Genomic DNA, 15,238 nt, shown 5'->3' with positions numbered 1-15,238 from the left:
GAACAAAGCATTGTACCAACGCATGAGTCAAAATCTGAGTTACGCTTATCTGAATGATTCAATCCGCGTAGAGTATAGCCATTATTAGCAATCAAAGAGGTGCAAGATGAGACTTATCCCACTGAAAAACACCACAGAAGTTGGTAAATGGGCCGCACGTTATATCGTTAACCGCATCAATGCATTTAAACCAACCGCCGAGCGCCCATTTGTACTGGGTTTGCCTACTGGCGGCACACCGATGGAAGCCTATAAGCACTTGGTTGCGTTGTATAAAGCCGGTGAAGTTAGCTTCAAGAATGTGGTTACTTTCAACATGGATGAATATGTTGGGCTGCCGCAAGAGCACCCAGAAAGCTACTACACCTTCATGCACACTAACTTCTTTGATCATGTCGATATCCCGGCTGAAAATATCAATCTGCTGAATGGTAACGCGCCTGATATTGATGAAGAATGTCGTCGTTACGAAGAAAAAATGAAGTCTTACGGCAAAATTAACCTGTTCATGGGGGGCGTGGGTGTTGATGGCCACATTGCCTTTAATGAACCGGCGTCTTCTTTAGCCTCTCGTACCCGCATCAAAACCCTGACCGAAGAAACTCGCATCGCGAACTCACGCTTCTTTGGTGGTGATGCAAACCTCGTGCCGAAATATGCACTTACCGTCGGTGTGGGCACATTACTGGATGCTGAAGAAGTGATGATTCTGGTGACCGGTCGCGGTAAAGCGCAAGCCTTGCAAGCCGCCGTCGAAGGCAGCATCAACCACATGTGGACCATCAGTTGCCTGCAACTGCATGCCAAAGCCATCATGGTGTGCGATGAACCTTCTACTATGGAATTGAAGGTTAAAACTGTAAAATATTTCAGCGAATTAGAAGCTGAAAACATCAAGAATCTGTAACAGTTATTAGGGGGCTAAGATGTACGCTTTAACTCACGGCCGTATTTATACCAGCCATGAAGTACTGGATAATCACGCTGTTGTCGTGGCTAACGGATTGATCGAACGTATCTGTCCTGCCGATGAACTTCCGGCTGGCATTGAGGTACGCGACCTGGGTGGCGCCATTCTGGCCCCCGGTTTTATCGATGTTCAGCTTAATGGCTGCGGTGGCGTGCAATTCAATGATTCGCTTGAGGCCATCTCCGAAAAGACGCTGGAAATCATGCAGCGCGCGAATGAAAAGTCAGGATGCACCAGCTTCCTGCCAACACTGATTACTTGCAGCGATGAATATATGAAGCACGGCGTAGATGTCATGCGTGCATATCTGCAAAAAAATCAGCATCAAGCTTTGGGCCTGCATCTGGAAGGGCCTTATATTAGCCCGCAGAAGAAAGGCACTCATAACCCGGCATTTATCCGTAAACCTAGCGCTGAAATGATTGATTATCTGTGTGCCAATGCAGATGTCATAACCAAAGTGACTTTGGCTCCAGAAATGGTTGACGCCAAATATATTCGTCAGCTTACAGAGGCCGGTATTTTGGTTTCTTCCGGTCACTCAAATGCGACCTATCAGCAAGCCCGTCAAGGTTTTGCCGCCGGTATCCGCTTTGCCACGCACCTTTATAATGCAATGCCTTACATCTCCGGGCGCGAACCGGGCCTGATTGGGGCAATTTTCGACACGCCAGAAGTGTACACTGGCGTCATTGCTGATGGGTTGCATGTAGATTGGGCCAACATTCGTAATGCGAAGAAGCTGAAAGGCGAAAAGTTGGTGCTGGTCACTGATGCAACTGCTCCGGCTGGCGCGGGTACTGAAATTGATCAATTTATTTTTGCTGGTAAAACAATATACTATCGCAATGGCTTATGTGTAGATGAAAATGGCACACTAAGTGGCTCAGCACTGACCATGATAGAAGCAGTACAAAATAGTGTTGAGCATGTTGGCATTGCGCTGGATGAAGCATTGCGCATGGCGACACTTTATGCGGCCCGCGCAATTGGCGTGGATAAGCAGTTAGGGAGTATTGAAGCTGGCAAAGTGGCCAACCTGACTGCCTTTACCCGCGATTATAAAATCACTAAAACCATCGTTAACGGTAACGAGGTTTTAAAATAAGCGAGTAATTTTATTGATGAGCACCGGCGTACAGTCACAAATTGGTAATGTGGATCTTGTGAAACAACTCAATGGCGCCGTTGTTTATCGGCTCATTGATCAGCAAGGCCCGATTTCGCGCATTCAAATTGCCGATCTCAGCCAGCTCGCTCCCGCCAGTGTCACCAAAATTACTCGTCAACTGTTGGAGCGCGGGCTGATCAAAGAAGTCGATCAGCAAGCCTCCACCGGTGGTCGCCGGGCGATTTCTATCGTGACCGAAAATCGCCAATTCCATACCATCGCGGTCCGTCTGGGCCGCCATGATGCCACTATCACGCTGTTTGATATGAGCGGTAAGTCGCTGGGTGAAGAGCATTATCCTCTCCCTGAGCGCACACAAGAAACTCTCGAACACGCATTATTTAATATCATCAGTCAGTTTATTGAAGCTTATCAGCGCAAATTACGTGAATTGATCGCCATCGCCGTCATTCTCCCTGGTTTGGTTGAGCCGAGCAAAGGTATCGTGCGCTATATGCCACATATCAATATTAGCAACTGGCCGTTAGTCGAAAATCTGCAAAATCGGTTTAATGTCACCAGCTTCGTCGGCCATGATATTCGTAGTTTGGCGCTGGCTGAGCACTATTTTGGTGCGACCCGTGACTGCGAAGACTCCATTTTGGTTCGCCTGCACCGCGGTACCGGTGCCGGTATCATTGTTAACAGCCAAATATTTTTAGGCAGCAATGGCAACGTAGGTGAGATAGGCCATATTCAGATTGATCCCCTGGGTGAACGCTGCTATTGCGGTAATTTTGGTTGTCTGGAAACCGTGGCATCTAATGCGGCCATTGAAAACCGCGTACGCCACCTGCTCACGCAGGGCTATCCGAGCAAGTTAACCTTGGATGATTGCCATATTGGTGCCATCTGCAAGGCCGCGAACAAAGGTGATTTGCTGGCAAGTGAGGTAATTGAACATGTAGGCCGCTACTTGGGGAAAGCCATCTCCATTGCGATCAACTTGTTTAACCCGCAAAAAGTCGTGATTGCTGGGGAAATTATTGAAGCCCATAAAATCCTGCTCCCCGCCATTCAAGGTTGCATTAATACACAAGTGCTGAAAAACTTCCGCCAAAATTTACCGGTGGTCACTTCTCAGCTTGACCATCAATCAGCCATTGGGGCTTTTGCCTTAGCCAAGCGCGCTATGTTGAACGGGGTATTACTGCAACGCCTGTTGGAAAACTGACTTTAAGATAAGGCAGTTGCATAGTCGATCCTATAATCGGCCATGTTATAGTGACTCATTGCTGCGGCTAAAAGAGTAATTTAAACAATGACAATTAAAAGCGTTATTTGCGATATCGATGGTGTGTTGTTGCATGATAATCACCCAGTACCCGGTGCTGATGTATTTCTGAACCGAATTCAAGAAGCCGGAATGCCGCTGGTTATTTTGACCAACTACCCCTCACAAACGGCTCAGGATCTGGCGAACCGTTTTCATTCTGCTGGGCTGGAAGTGCCGGAAAGTGCTTTTTATACCTCTGCAATGGCAACGGCCGATTTTCTGCGCCGCCAGGATGGGAAAAAAGCTTATGTCGTGGGTGAAGGCGCATTAGTTCACGAATTGTATAAAGCAGGCTTTACCATTACTGATATCAATCCTGACTTTGTGATTGTGGGTGAAACCCGCTCATACAACTGGGACATGATGCATAAAGCGGCCTATTTCGTCGCCAATGGGGCGCGTTTTATTGCTACCAACCCCGATAGCCATGGTCACGGTTTTGCACCGGCCTGTGGCGCATTGTGTGCACCTATCGAGAAAATCTCTGGCCGTAAGCCATTTTATGTGGGTAAACCTAGCCCGTGGATTATCCGCGCTGCACTGAATAAAATGCAGGCGCATTCAGAAAGTACCGTCATTGTGGGGGATAACCTGCGCACTGATATTCTGGCGGGGTTCCAGGCGGGTCTTGAGACTATTTTGGTTCTATCCGGTGTCTCAACATTAACGGATATCGAAGCAATGCCATTCCGCCCAAGCTACGTTTACCCCTCTGTTGCAGAAATTGACATCATCTAATTTCAGTTGGCGGTCATGGCCGCCATCCCCCTTTTTCACCACTCTCCCTTGCCAAGCTGCGCCCTTTTTTAGTGCAACACACCAAAGTTTCTTGCCATTACGCCCTCTTTTGGCGCATTTTATTTTTATATTCTTCGCCCTTAAAGCTGCAAGGCTGTTAGCTGCACGCACTTATCCGTAGCACGATAAATTGGCGTATTTTTTGCATGTTTTATACAAATTATTCGGATGAATGCATCGTCATTGAGCATAGCTTGCATCAATTACAGGCAAGTATGAGAAAACAATTTCAGCGATGACCGAGTCAAATTCAACATCATCACCGCCAAAGCAGAAAAGTTAGGGAGATTACTATGTGTTCTATTTTCGGGGTCCTCGACCTTAAAACCGACCCCATTGAATTACGCAAAAAAGCGCTGGAAATGTCACGTTTAATGCGCCACCGCGGCCCGGACTGGTCTGGTGTGTGGGCAAATGATAAAGCCATACTCGCCCATGAACGTTTATCTATTGTTGACGTCAATACCGGTGCCCAACCGCTGTATAATGCTGCTCATACGCATATTTTGGCAGTCAATGGTGAAATCTATAATCATCAAGCATTGCGCCAACAATATGCTGACCGCTATGAATTCCAAACCGGTTCTGACTGCGAAGTCATTCTGGCGCTGTATCAGGAGAAAGGGCCTGAATTCCTTGATGATTTGCAAGGTATGTTCGCTTTCGTCTTATACGATACAGAAAAAGACGCCTATCTGATTGGCCGTGACCATTTGGGGATTATCCCGCTGTATATGGGCCACGACGAACACGGTAATATGTTCGTTGCTTCCGAAATGAAAGCCTTGGTTCCGGTTTGCCGCACCATTAAAGAATTCCCGGCAGGGAGCTATCTGTGGAGTCAGGATGGCGAAATCCGCGAATATTATCATCGTGACTGGTTTGATTTCGATAATGTCAAAAACAACGTCACTGACAAAGTAGAATTGGCAAACGCATTAGAAGACGCGGTAAAAAGTCATTTGATGTCGGATGTCCCTTACGGCGTGCTGCTGTCCGGTGGGCTGGATTCCTCGGTTATTTCTGCCATCACCAAAAAGTTTGCCGCTCGCCGTGTCGAAGACGATGAGCGCAGTGAAGCCTGGTGGCCACAACTGCATTCCTTTGCTGTTGGCCTGATTGGCTCGCCCGATTTACGTGCAGCAAAAGAAGTCGCCAACCATTTAGGGACTGTGCACCATGAAATTCATTTCACCGTGCAGGAAGGCCTGGATGCCATCCGTGATGTGATTTATCACATTGAAACCTATGATGTCACTACTATCCGCGCCTCAACACCAATGTACTTGATGTCACGTAAAATCAAGGCGATGGGTATCAAAATGGTGCTATCGGGTGAAGGTTCTGATGAAGTCTTTGGCGGTTATCTCTATTTCCACAAAGCACCTAACGCCAAAGAATTGCATGAAGAAACTGTGCGCAAACTATTAGCCTTGCATATGTATGACTGTGCCCGTGCCAACAAAGCCATGTCTGCCTGGGGTGTTGAAGCCCGAGTACCTTTCTTGGATAAAAACTTCCTTGATGTCGCAATGCGGATTAACCCGCAGGATAAAATGTGCGGCAATGGCAAAATGGAAAAACATGTCCTGCGTGAATGTTTTGAATCCTATCTGCCACATAGCGTCGCCTGGCGTCAGAAAGAACAATTCTCCGATGGTGTAGGTTACAGTTGGATTGACACACTAAAAGAAAAAGCAGCGGAGCAAGTCACTGATCAACAAATGGAAACTGCTCATTTCCGTTTCCCATACAACACTCCGTCTTCAAAAGAGGGTTATTTGTATCGTGAAATTTTTGAAGAGTTATTCCCACTACCAAGCGCTGCTGAGTGCGTACCTGGCGGCCCATCAGTCGCCTGTTCATCAGCTAAAGCTATTGAGTGGGACGAATCATTCAAAAGTATGGATGACCCATCAGGACGCGCTGTAGGCGTGCATCAGGATGCCTATAAATAATTGAACCCTATGGCAGGGCGTGACTCTGTTTGTTCGAACATTCTGCTCTCAAGGCCACCTACGGGTGGCCTTGTCTTTTGTTGGCAAATTCAACAATTAATCATCATAAGTGCTGCTTTAATCACCAGACTGTTCACAAGCCAAACAAACAAACCCCTTCAGCGCTTTTTTGGGAAAAAATTAGTTGACGCAATTCGGCCATATACGCATAATGCGCCCCGCAACGCCGATGAAGGTTGTGCAGAAAAAAGATGGCTACGTAGCTCAGCTGGTTAGAGCACAGCACTCATAATGCTGGGGTCACAGGTTCGATTCCCGTCGTAGCCACCATCTTTTTTCATGTATGCGGGAGTGGCGAAATTGGTAGACGCACTAGATTTAGGTTCTAGCGCCGCAAGGTGTGCGAGTTCAAGTCTCGCCTCCCGCACCATTTTCATCGGTTGTCACAGTAGATGGGATATCGCCAAGCGGTAAGGCACCAGGTTTTGATCCTGGCATTCCCAGGTTCGAATCCTGGTATCCCAGCCATTTCTTTGAAATGGTTTGTCGTTAAACACAAACACTGTTAGACACCCGTTGTGCTAAGTCAGTAAAAAATTGTATTTCAGTTGGGATATCGCCAAGCGGTAAGGCACCAGGTTTTGATCCTGGCATTCCCAGGTTCGAATCCTGGTATCCCAGCCATACAATTTCTCAAGGTTAAAGATTTTAAGATGGCTACGTAGCTCAGCTGGTTAGAGCACAGCACTCATAATGCTGGGGTCACAGGTTCGATTCCCGTCGTAGCCACCATCTTTTGGGGTATCGCCAAGCGGTAAGGCACTGGATTCTGATTCCAGCATTCCGAGGTTCGAATCCTCGTACCCCAGCCAAATTTAGAAAAGCTCGCTTCGGCGGGCTTTTTGCTTTTCTGCATTCTATTTTTTTCAATACGATGAGATTTTTTGCTGCGATGTAAGTTTTACTTTTCAGCAAAGGAAGAAAAACTGCGCCCACCGTCGCCAGGAAACCATTTTTCTGGCGACAATTCGTTAGAATAGCTACAACCCTAATGCATACTTCAACGCGTGCTCTTTAAGTTTACCGGCACGTTGAGCAGCCATCAGTGCCAAATTACGGGCAAATTTCACGACGGGTAAATCATTACTAAATGCGGTGTAAAACACATCCATCCCACTTTGCATAATCAGATTATCGGTACGGCGACGGCGCTGATAGCGTAATAACACCGGCTCACTGTGCCAAGATTCAGCCTGTTCGCGCGCCTGATTCAATACATCCAGCAAAGCATCAACATCCCGATATCCCAGATTAACCCCCTGCCCGGCCAATGGATTGATGGTATGGGCTGCATCGCCCAGTAATACTAAACCCGGCTGCACATATTGCTGCGCATGGCGGCGAACCAAGGGGAAAGAGCCCGCCGCAATAGCCTTAACGGCCCCCAAACGGGACGGGAAAGCAGCGGTAATTTCTTGATTCAATTGCGTCATCGGCATCATTTGAAGCTGGCGGATGCGCTGCGGGCTATCGTACCAAACCAATGATGCCCAGTTATCAAACAAGGGCAGGAAGGCGCGTGGGCCACTGGGGAAAAACTGCTGCCAGGTGGTGTCTTGCTGAGCAGTATCGGTCTCGACAGTCATTAACATACAGGACTGCCGATATTGCCAACCACTGGTGCAAATTCCGGCTAAACGACGCACCAAAGAATTAGCCCCATCCGCACCTATCACTAAATGGCTCTGTATCTCTTGCTGCGCATCTAAGGTGATTTTCCAGTAGTCATCTACTCTAATCATTGTTTGCAGCCGTGATGGGCACAGTAACGTCAAATTTGGGCATTCTGCCATCTGTTGCCATAGCGCCAACTGTAAAACCCGGTTCTCGACCATAAAACCTAATTCAGGTAAAGACAGCGAGGCCGCATCAAAGACGACTTGAGAGCCCGGCTGTTCCCACGTCTCCAGCCGGCGATAAGGCGCATAGCGCATCTGCTGCACCGATGACCATACCCCAAGTTGTTTAAGCAAGGAAACCGAAGTGCACCCAATCGCAGAAACCCGTAAGTCTGGAGCACTTTCAGCCTCAAATGGCAGCGGAGCCTCATGCTCCAGTAACGCCACTGACCAGCCAGTTTGTGCTAACCCAAGTGCGGTAGCAGCCCCAACCATACCGCCACCCACGACCACAACATCATAATTTGGTTGCGATTTATCCATTTTTGCTATTCTTCAAAGTTAAAATAATACCTACATTTTGTCTGCATGCAGTGTACCGGATTTTTCATCACTCAACAGAATAAGTAAGCCGTTATGCGGTGGTCATCGCAACAGCAAATGACTACAATAGCCCCATAATCACGGAGCCTTTGTGCTACCCACTATTCTATGACGGCCCAGAACACTGCGCCGCGCGATGTAACTTTTATGATGAATTTTTTGGCGGTAGATAGGTTATGACTAAAAAACTACACATCAAAACTTGGGGCTGTCAGATGAACGAATATGATTCATCTAAAATGGCCGATTTACTGGCCAGCACCCATGGCTACCAGTTGACCGAGATCCCGGAAGAAGCGGATTTATTGCTGCTAAACACCTGTTCTATTCGCGAAAAAGCCCAAGAAAAAGTGTTTAGCTTGCTAGGCCACTGGAAGCTGCTAAAAGAAAAAAATCCGGAACTGATTATTGGTGTTGGCGGTTGTGTCGCATCACAGGAGGGCGAGCATTTACGCCAGCGAGCCCCTTGTGTTGATGTCGTTTTCGGGCCGCAAACCCTGCATCGCCTGCCGGAAATGATTAACCATGTAAAAGGGACTCACAGCCCGGTGGTGGATATCAGTTTCCCGGAAATTGAAAAGTTTGACCGTTTGCCGGAACCGCGTGCTGATGGCCCTACGGCCTTTGTCTCTATCATGGAAGGTTGTAATAAATACTGCACATTCTGTGTTGTACCTTACACCCGTGGTGAAGAAGTTAGCCGGCCGAGTGACGATATCTTGTTTGAAATCGCACAGTTAGCGGCCCAAGGCGTACGGGAAGTGAACCTACTCGGCCAGAATGTAAATGCTTACCGTGGTGCCACTTATGATGGTGAGATCTGTAGTTTTGCCGAGCTATTGCGGCTGGTTGCAGCCATTGATGGTATTGATAGAGTGCGTTTCACCACCAGCCATCCTATTGAATTTACTGATGATATCATTGATGTTTATCGAGATACGCCCGAACTGGTGAGTTTCCTGCACCTGCCGGTACAAAGTGGTTCTGACCGCATTTTGACCATGATGAAACGGGCGCATACCGCGCTGGAATACAAAGCAATTATCCGCAAACTACGTCAGGCGCGGCCTGATATCCAAATTAGTTCTGATTTTATCATCGGTTTCCCCGGTGAAACTCAGCAAGATTTTGAGCAAACCATGAAGCTGGTGGCGGATATTCGTTTTGACACCAGTTACAGCTTTATTTACTCCTCACGCCCCGGCACGCCTGCGGCAGATCTTCCGGACAATGTGTCCGAAGAGGAGAAAAAACAGCGGTTACACATCCTGCAGGAACGCATTACTCAGCAAGCAATGGAAATCAGCCGCGAGATGGTAGGCACCGTGCAGCGCATTCTGGTGGAGGGCACATCCCGTAAGAACCTCATGGAATTGGCGGGCCGCACCGAAAATAACCGGGTGGTTAACTTTGAAGGCACTCCTGATATGATCGGTAAATTCGTTGATGTTGAAATTGTTGATGTTTATGCCAGTTCACTGCGTGGCATTTTGGTGCGTACTGAAGACCAGATGGATCTGCGGATTCATGAATCACCGCAATCAGTTATTGCCCGCACCCGCAAAGAAAATGAGATAGGTGTCGGCCTTTACCAGCCCTGATTTCTATTTTTCGAGCCAACACGCACCAGCAGGCACTGCATTGTCAGTGCCTATTTTATTTTAGCGGCGCGCTGCGCAGATTCAGATTTTTTAAGTTGCGCCATCCGTGAGACGCTATTTCAATAAGGGGCGAGGGCACGGATTCATAAGTAAACTTGCGCCAGTACCGTGCACCATGAATAATTCACAAATGACATGTATGATTGACGTTATAGCAGCAATATCACATAACCAATATTCGTGAGTGATATCCCCCAGCAATGGGAGTTGCAGCCAGGCTTCAAATAAACCGGCCCTAAGTGACCCAGAGGAACGCAGTGACTCAGAGAAACAATTTGCACGTAGTGACACAAGAAATCTTGCTGGAACCCGCCGATAATCAGCGTCTGCTGAGTCTGTGTGGCCCTTTTGATGACAACATTAAGCTGTTGGAACGCCGGTTGGGTATTGAAATTAATCGTCGTGATAACCGTTTTAAGTTAGTCGGTAAGAATATCTGCGTTGTTGCAGCGGCAGATATCCTGCGCCATCTGTATGTCGATACCGCTCCTATCCGCGGTATCATCCCAGATATCAGTCCCGAAGATATCCATCTCGCGGTCAAAGAAAGTCGGGTGTTAGAGCAAACTGCTGAGAGTGTGCCGGATTACGGAAAAGCCGTAAATATCCGCACCAAACGCGGGATGATCAAGCCCCGAACGCCAAATCAGGCGCAATACATCGCCAATATTCTCGATCATGATATTACTTTCGGGATTGGGCCAGCCGGTACCGGTAAAACCTATTTAGCGGTTGCTGCTGCGGTCGATGCTCTGGAGCGCCAGAATGTACGGCGTATTTTGCTGACCCGCCCGGCGGTTGAAGCCGGTGAAAAGCTAGGTTTTTTACCCGGCGATCTCAGCCAAAAAGTCGACCCTTATCTGCGCCCGCTCTATGATGCGCTGTTTGAAATGCTGGGCTTTGAGCGCGTTGAAAAACTGATTGAGCGCAATGTGATTGAAGTGGCTCCGCTGGCGTATATGCGCGGCCGCACACTGAATGACGCGTTTATCATTTTGGATGAAAGCCAAAATACCACCGTCGAACAGATGAAAATGTTCCTGACCCGTATGGGCTTCAACTCCAAAGCGGTGATTACCGGTGATATCACGCAAACGGACTTGCCACGCCACCAGAAGTCGGGCTTAAGCCATGCCATTGAAGTGTTATCAGGGGTAGAGGAATTGAGCTTTAACTTCTTCCATAGCGAAGATGTGGTGCGCCATCCCGTCGTCGCCCGTGTCGTCATTGCTTATGAGGCCTGGGAAGCAGCGGAACAAAAACGTAAAGATACTATTGCCGAACAACGTAAGCGGGAAACTCACACCCCGTCTGAGCAGGAGGCTCCGTGAGCCAAGTTATTCTCGATTTACAAATTGCCTGCGCCGACAGCCAGGGTTTACCGACCGAAGCCGATTTTCAGCAGTGGTTGGAAGCAGTATTACCCCAATTTCAGGAAGTCTCTGAAGTGACGATTCGAGTGGTTGATGAGGCAGAAAGTCATGAGCTGAATCTAACCTATCGCGGTAAAGATAAACCGACCAATGTCTTGTCTTTTCCGTTTGAGGCCCCACCTGAGATTGAACTGCCATTACTCGGTGATTTGATCATTTGTCGCCAGGTGGTTGAACAAGAAGCGGTTGAACAAGAGAAAGCACTACTGGCTCATTGGGCGCATATGGTTGTTCACGGCAGTCTCCATCTGCTAGGGTATGACCACATCGTTGACGATGAAGCCGAGGAAATGGAGTCGATTGAGACTGAAATAATGCAAAATTTGGGTTATCCAGATCCGTATATTTCAGAGAAAGACCCCGAATAAATTCACTTTATCAGCTATAAACTAGCTGATAAATATGAGTAAAAAGCTGTCGGCGGTGTGTGTTTACCACTGCCGGTAAAATATAATCTTATATGGGTAAACTTAACTAAAACGCCATGAGCGACGACCACTCACAAAACAGCGATAGCCCCAGTCCCAAGAAAGGGTTCTTTACTCTCATTCTTAACCAGTTATTCCACGGCGAACCTAAGAACCGTGGCGATCTGGTAGAGCTTATCCGTGATTCTGAGCAAAACGATTTGATCGATCCCGATACCCGCGACATGCTGGAAGGTGTGATGGATATCGCCGAGCAGCGCGTACGGGACATCATGATCCCCCGCTCTCAGATGGTCACACTAAAGCGTAATCAAACGCTGGATGAGTGTCTGGATGTGATTATTGAATCCGCTCACTCCCGCTTTCCGGTGATCAGTGAAGATAAAGATCACATCGAAGGTATCCTGATGGCCAAGGATTTGCTGCCGTTTATGCGCACAGATTCCGAGCCATTCAGTATTGATAAAGTCTTACGGACGGCGGTTGTAGTGCCGGAAAGTAAGCGTGTCGATCGGATGCTGAAAGAGTTCCGCTCCCAACGCTATCATATGGCCATTGTCATTGATGAGTTTGGCGGCGTTTCAGGCCTGGTGACCATTGAAGATATTCTTGAGCTGATCGTTGGCGAAATAGAAGATGAGTATGACGATGAAGAAGACAGAGACGTTCGTCAGCTCAGCCGGCACACGTATACCATTCGTGCGCTGACACCTATTGAAGATTTCAATGATGTATTCAATACCCATTTCAGCGACGATGAAGTGGATACTATCGGTGGTTTGGTGATGCAGGCGTTTGGTCATTTACCTGCTCGCGGTGAAACCATTGAAATTGAAGGTTACTTATTTAAAGTTGCCATGGCAGATAGCCGACGTATTATTCAGGTTCATGTGAAAATCCCGGATGATGCTCCGCAACCAAAATTGGAAGAATAAATTCTCGATGCCTAACGCTTCACTCCTTCAACGCCAGTGGGTTCGCGCCCTACTGGCGCTATTTTTTGGCGCCTGCGGTACGCTGGCCTATTCACCATTTGATAGTTGGCCCGCAGCCATTGTTTCACTGTTTGGTTTACTCAGCCTGACATTGAATCGCAGCACCAAACAAGCCGCTTTTATTGGCTTCTGTTGGGGGATGGGGCTGTTTGGCACCGGTGTTAACTGGGTCTATGTCAGTATCTCCGAATTTGGCGGTATGCCGACGGCCATCAATATCTTCTTGGTGGTATTGCTGGCAGCGTATCTTTCGCTCTATACCATGCTGTTTGCCGGTATATTAGCCCGTATATGCCCGAAAGTGACCTGGTGGAGACTGGCGATTGCAGCCCCCGTGGTGTGGCAACTGACCGAATTCTTGCGCGGCTGGGTATTAACGGGCTTCCCATGGCTACAATTTGGTTATAGCCAAATTAATGGCCCGCTACGCGGCATTGCTCCCATTCTTGGGGTCGATGGCATCACTTTCATGCTGATGTCCATCAGCGGATTACTGGTGTACGCCTGCTATCAACGCCGGATAACTGCGGCAATTATTGCAATAGCCATGTTATTACTGCCGTGGCCGCTGCGCCAATTACATTGGTTCACGCCGGAACCTGAACGCGCGGTCAATGTGGCGATGGTGCAAGGTAATATTGCTCAGTCAATGAAGTGGGACCCTAAAGTCCTGCTCTCGACCCTGCAAGTCTATCTGGATGAGACCCGCCCATTTATGGGGAAAGCACCCATTATCATCTGGCCAGAATCTGCCATTCCTGATATTGAAACTGATCAAATCGGTTTCCTGACAATGGTTGATGACCTCATGCGGGCCAATCACAGCAGCTTAATCACCGGGATTGTAGATGCGCAGCGTCGGCCGGCGGGCCAAGGTTACCATTTCTTCAACAGCATCATTGTGCTGGGGGATAAAGAGCCCTACCAATATCCGACCCGTAATCGCTATAGCAAACACCACTTGGTACCCTTTGGTGAGTTTGTGCCGCTGGAGTCCCTGTTACGTCCACTGGCCCCCCTATTTGATTTACCTATGTCAACGTTCAGCCGGGGCGATTATGTGCAGCCGCAGTTGAATGTGGCTGGATTTAACCTCACAGCCGCTATTTGTTATGAAATTGTCTTGGGCCAGCAGGTTCGGGATAACTTCAAGCCAGATACCAACTTCTTGCTAACGGTCTCTAATGATGCCTGGTTTGGTCACTCTATCGGGCCATGGCAGCATTTCCAGATGGCACGTATGCGCGCCCTTGAATTAGGTCGCCCGTTGTTGCGCAGTACCAATAATGGTATTACAGCAGCGGTTGGCCCAAGCGGTGAAGTCTTGGCACAAATTCCACAGTTCACCCAGCAAGTGCTGGAAGTGAAAGTCACGCCAACGACCGGCATGACCCCTTATGCCCGCTTTGGCTCGTGGCCAATGTGGATTATCACGTTGATATTAGGGGCATTGACGCTATATCGTGCCGTCCGCTGTCGCTCCGACAAAAAATGTCAAACTGATAAAAATAACCCAAAAAGCTAGAGTAACTTGAGCGCCTTATGCCATTGAAACCTGAATATATCCTCACGACTGAAGCGCAATTAAGTGAGCATTACGCCTCGCCTAATCAGAATGTGTTGAAAAAACAAATAGATCATATTGATGATTATGCTAGAAAGCTGATTGCCGCCGCACCTTTCGCCGTTTTGGGGACTCTGGGCACTAACGGAATAGACTGTTCACCCAAAGGGGGGGAAGCAGGTTTTATTCATGTGCAAGATAGCAAAACACTGATGTTGCCAGACAGACCAGGCAATAACCGCCTGGATGGTATTCGTAATTTGCTGCATAACCCCTTTGTCGGCATCTTGTTCTTGATCCCCGGTTGGACTGAAGGTTTTCGGGTGAATGGCCGGGCAAAAATATCTATCGACCCACAATTGTGCGAACGTTTTAGCCAAAACGGCCACCCCGCTCGCAGTGTATTAGTGATTGAAGTCGATGAAGTATTTATCCACTGTGGTCGTGCAATCACCTTTGCTGACTTGTGGAACCCAGAAAAGCACATTGGCAAAGAAAATGTTCCGACCGCACTGGAAGTTTTTAAAGCTCATCTGGCTATCAATAACCATCAGTTAAGCTAACCAGCTGTTAAACAGACCGATACTTAAGCTAATCGATAGTATTTCATGACTGGCTGCGGGGTAATTAACTCGCCTCCCTCGCTTAATATTTCATAGCCCTGATAAACAGGGCTATTTATCCGCGCTACTTTCCCTTGTC

Annotated in this window: 12 protein-coding genes and 6 tRNA genes; 17 read left to right on the top strand and 1 reads right to left on the bottom strand. The window is 48.1% G+C overall.

Going from position 1 to position 15,238, the window contains the following annotated elements; all coding sequences use genetic code 11:
• Positions 1-106 precede the first annotated feature (106 nt).
• The 11 genes from nagB (at position 107) to DX162_RS12275 (ending at position 7,045) form a co-directional block, all read left to right on the top strand.
• Positions 107-907 carry a glucosamine-6-phosphate deaminase gene (nagB, locus tag DX162_RS12325; RefSeq protein ID WP_004390578.1) on the top strand — a complete coding sequence of 267 codons (801 nt, stop codon included), beginning with the start codon at positions 107-109 and terminating at the stop codon, positions 905-907.
• A 19-nt stretch (positions 908-926) separates the two neighbouring features.
• Complete coding sequence (nagA, locus tag DX162_RS12320; RefSeq protein ID WP_004390579.1) at positions 927-2,078, top strand: N-acetylglucosamine-6-phosphate deacetylase; 1,152 nt, start codon at positions 927-929, stop codon at positions 2,076-2,078.
• A gap of 16 nt (positions 2,079-2,094) precedes the next feature.
• Entirely contained in the window at positions 2,095-3,315 is a 1,221-nt protein-coding gene (gene nagC / locus DX162_RS12315; RefSeq protein WP_004390580.1) for a DNA-binding transcriptional regulator NagC, read from the top strand.
• An 87-nt stretch (positions 3,316-3,402) separates the two neighbouring features.
• The gene (locus DX162_RS12310; RefSeq protein ID WP_004390581.1) at positions 3,403-4,155 is read left to right on the top strand and encodes an HAD-IIA family hydrolase; all 753 of its coding nucleotides are present in this window, start codon (positions 3,403-3,405) and stop codon (positions 4,153-4,155) included.
• A gap of 353 nt (positions 4,156-4,508) precedes the next feature.
• Complete coding sequence (gene asnB / locus DX162_RS12305) at positions 4,509-6,173, top strand: asparagine synthase B (protein ID WP_004390582.1); 1,665 nt, start codon at positions 4,509-4,511, stop codon at positions 6,171-6,173.
• Positions 6,174-6,426: 253 nt separating this feature from the next.
• Positions 6,427-6,503: transfer RNA gene (locus tag DX162_RS12300), tRNA-Met, on the top strand.
• Between the two features lie 15 nt (positions 6,504-6,518).
• Positions 6,519-6,603, top strand: a tRNA-Leu gene (locus DX162_RS12295).
• 23 nt (positions 6,604-6,626) lie between these two features.
• A tRNA-Gln gene (locus DX162_RS12290) sits at positions 6,627-6,701 on the top strand.
• An 81-nt stretch (positions 6,702-6,782) separates the two neighbouring features.
• Positions 6,783-6,857 (top strand) — tRNA-Gln (locus tag DX162_RS12285).
• Positions 6,858-6,888: 31 nt separating this feature from the next.
• Positions 6,889-6,965, top strand: a tRNA-Met gene (locus tag DX162_RS12280).
• Between the two features lie 5 nt (positions 6,966-6,970).
• Positions 6,971-7,045 (top strand) — tRNA-Gln (locus tag DX162_RS12275).
• Positions 7,046-7,213: 168 nt separating this feature from the next.
• Here the strand turns inward: DX162_RS12275 and ubiF are convergent.
• Positions 7,214-8,395, bottom strand: coding sequence for a 3-demethoxyubiquinol 3-hydroxylase (gene ubiF, locus DX162_RS12270; protein WP_004390583.1), 1,182 nt, complete (start codon positions 8,393-8,395; stop codon positions 7,214-7,216).
• Positions 8,396-8,631: 236 nt separating this feature from the next.
• On the opposite strand from ubiF, the gene miaB reads away from it, so the two are divergent.
• From miaB to DX162_RS12240, 6 genes are all read left to right on the top strand, one after another.
• On the top strand, positions 8,632-10,056 hold the full coding sequence (gene miaB, locus DX162_RS12265) for a tRNA (N6-isopentenyl adenosine(37)-C2)-methylthiotransferase MiaB (protein ID WP_098081184.1): 1,425 nt from the start codon (positions 8,632-8,634) through the stop codon (positions 10,054-10,056).
• 317 nt (positions 10,057-10,373) lie between these two features.
• Positions 10,374-11,447, top strand: coding sequence for a PhoH family protein (locus tag DX162_RS12260; RefSeq protein WP_172460434.1), 1,074 nt, complete (start codon positions 10,374-10,376; stop codon positions 11,445-11,447).
• Entirely contained in the window at positions 11,444-11,917 is a 474-nt protein-coding gene (gene ybeY, locus DX162_RS12255; protein WP_032819849.1) for an rRNA maturation RNase YbeY, read from the top strand. Before DX162_RS12260 ends, ybeY begins: the two co-directional genes overlap by 4 nt.
• A 116-nt stretch (positions 11,918-12,033) precedes the next feature.
• Positions 12,034-12,912 (top strand): CNNM family magnesium/cobalt transport protein CorC, encoded by an 879-nt coding sequence (gene corC / locus DX162_RS12250; protein ID WP_004390588.1) that lies wholly within the window; start codon positions 12,034-12,036, stop codon positions 12,910-12,912.
• 7 nt (positions 12,913-12,919) lie between these two features.
• Positions 12,920-14,497, top strand: coding sequence for an apolipoprotein N-acyltransferase (gene lnt / locus DX162_RS12245; RefSeq protein ID WP_004390589.1), 1,578 nt, complete (start codon positions 12,920-12,922; stop codon positions 14,495-14,497).
• Between the two features lie 17 nt (positions 14,498-14,514).
• Positions 14,515-15,099: an MSMEG_1061 family FMN-dependent PPOX-type flavoprotein gene (locus DX162_RS12240; RefSeq protein WP_004390590.1), complete on the top strand. Its 585-nt coding sequence runs from the start codon at positions 14,515-14,517 to the stop codon at positions 15,097-15,099.
• Positions 15,100-15,238: the final 139 nt, after the last annotated feature.

This window comes from Yersinia kristensenii (assembly GCF_900460525.1).
GTDB classification, from domain to species: Bacteria; Pseudomonadota; Gammaproteobacteria; order Enterobacterales; family Enterobacteriaceae; genus Yersinia; species Yersinia kristensenii.
The sequence above is the reverse complement of the archived record's forward strand: the minus strand, read 5'-3'. Positions and strand labels throughout refer to the sequence as shown.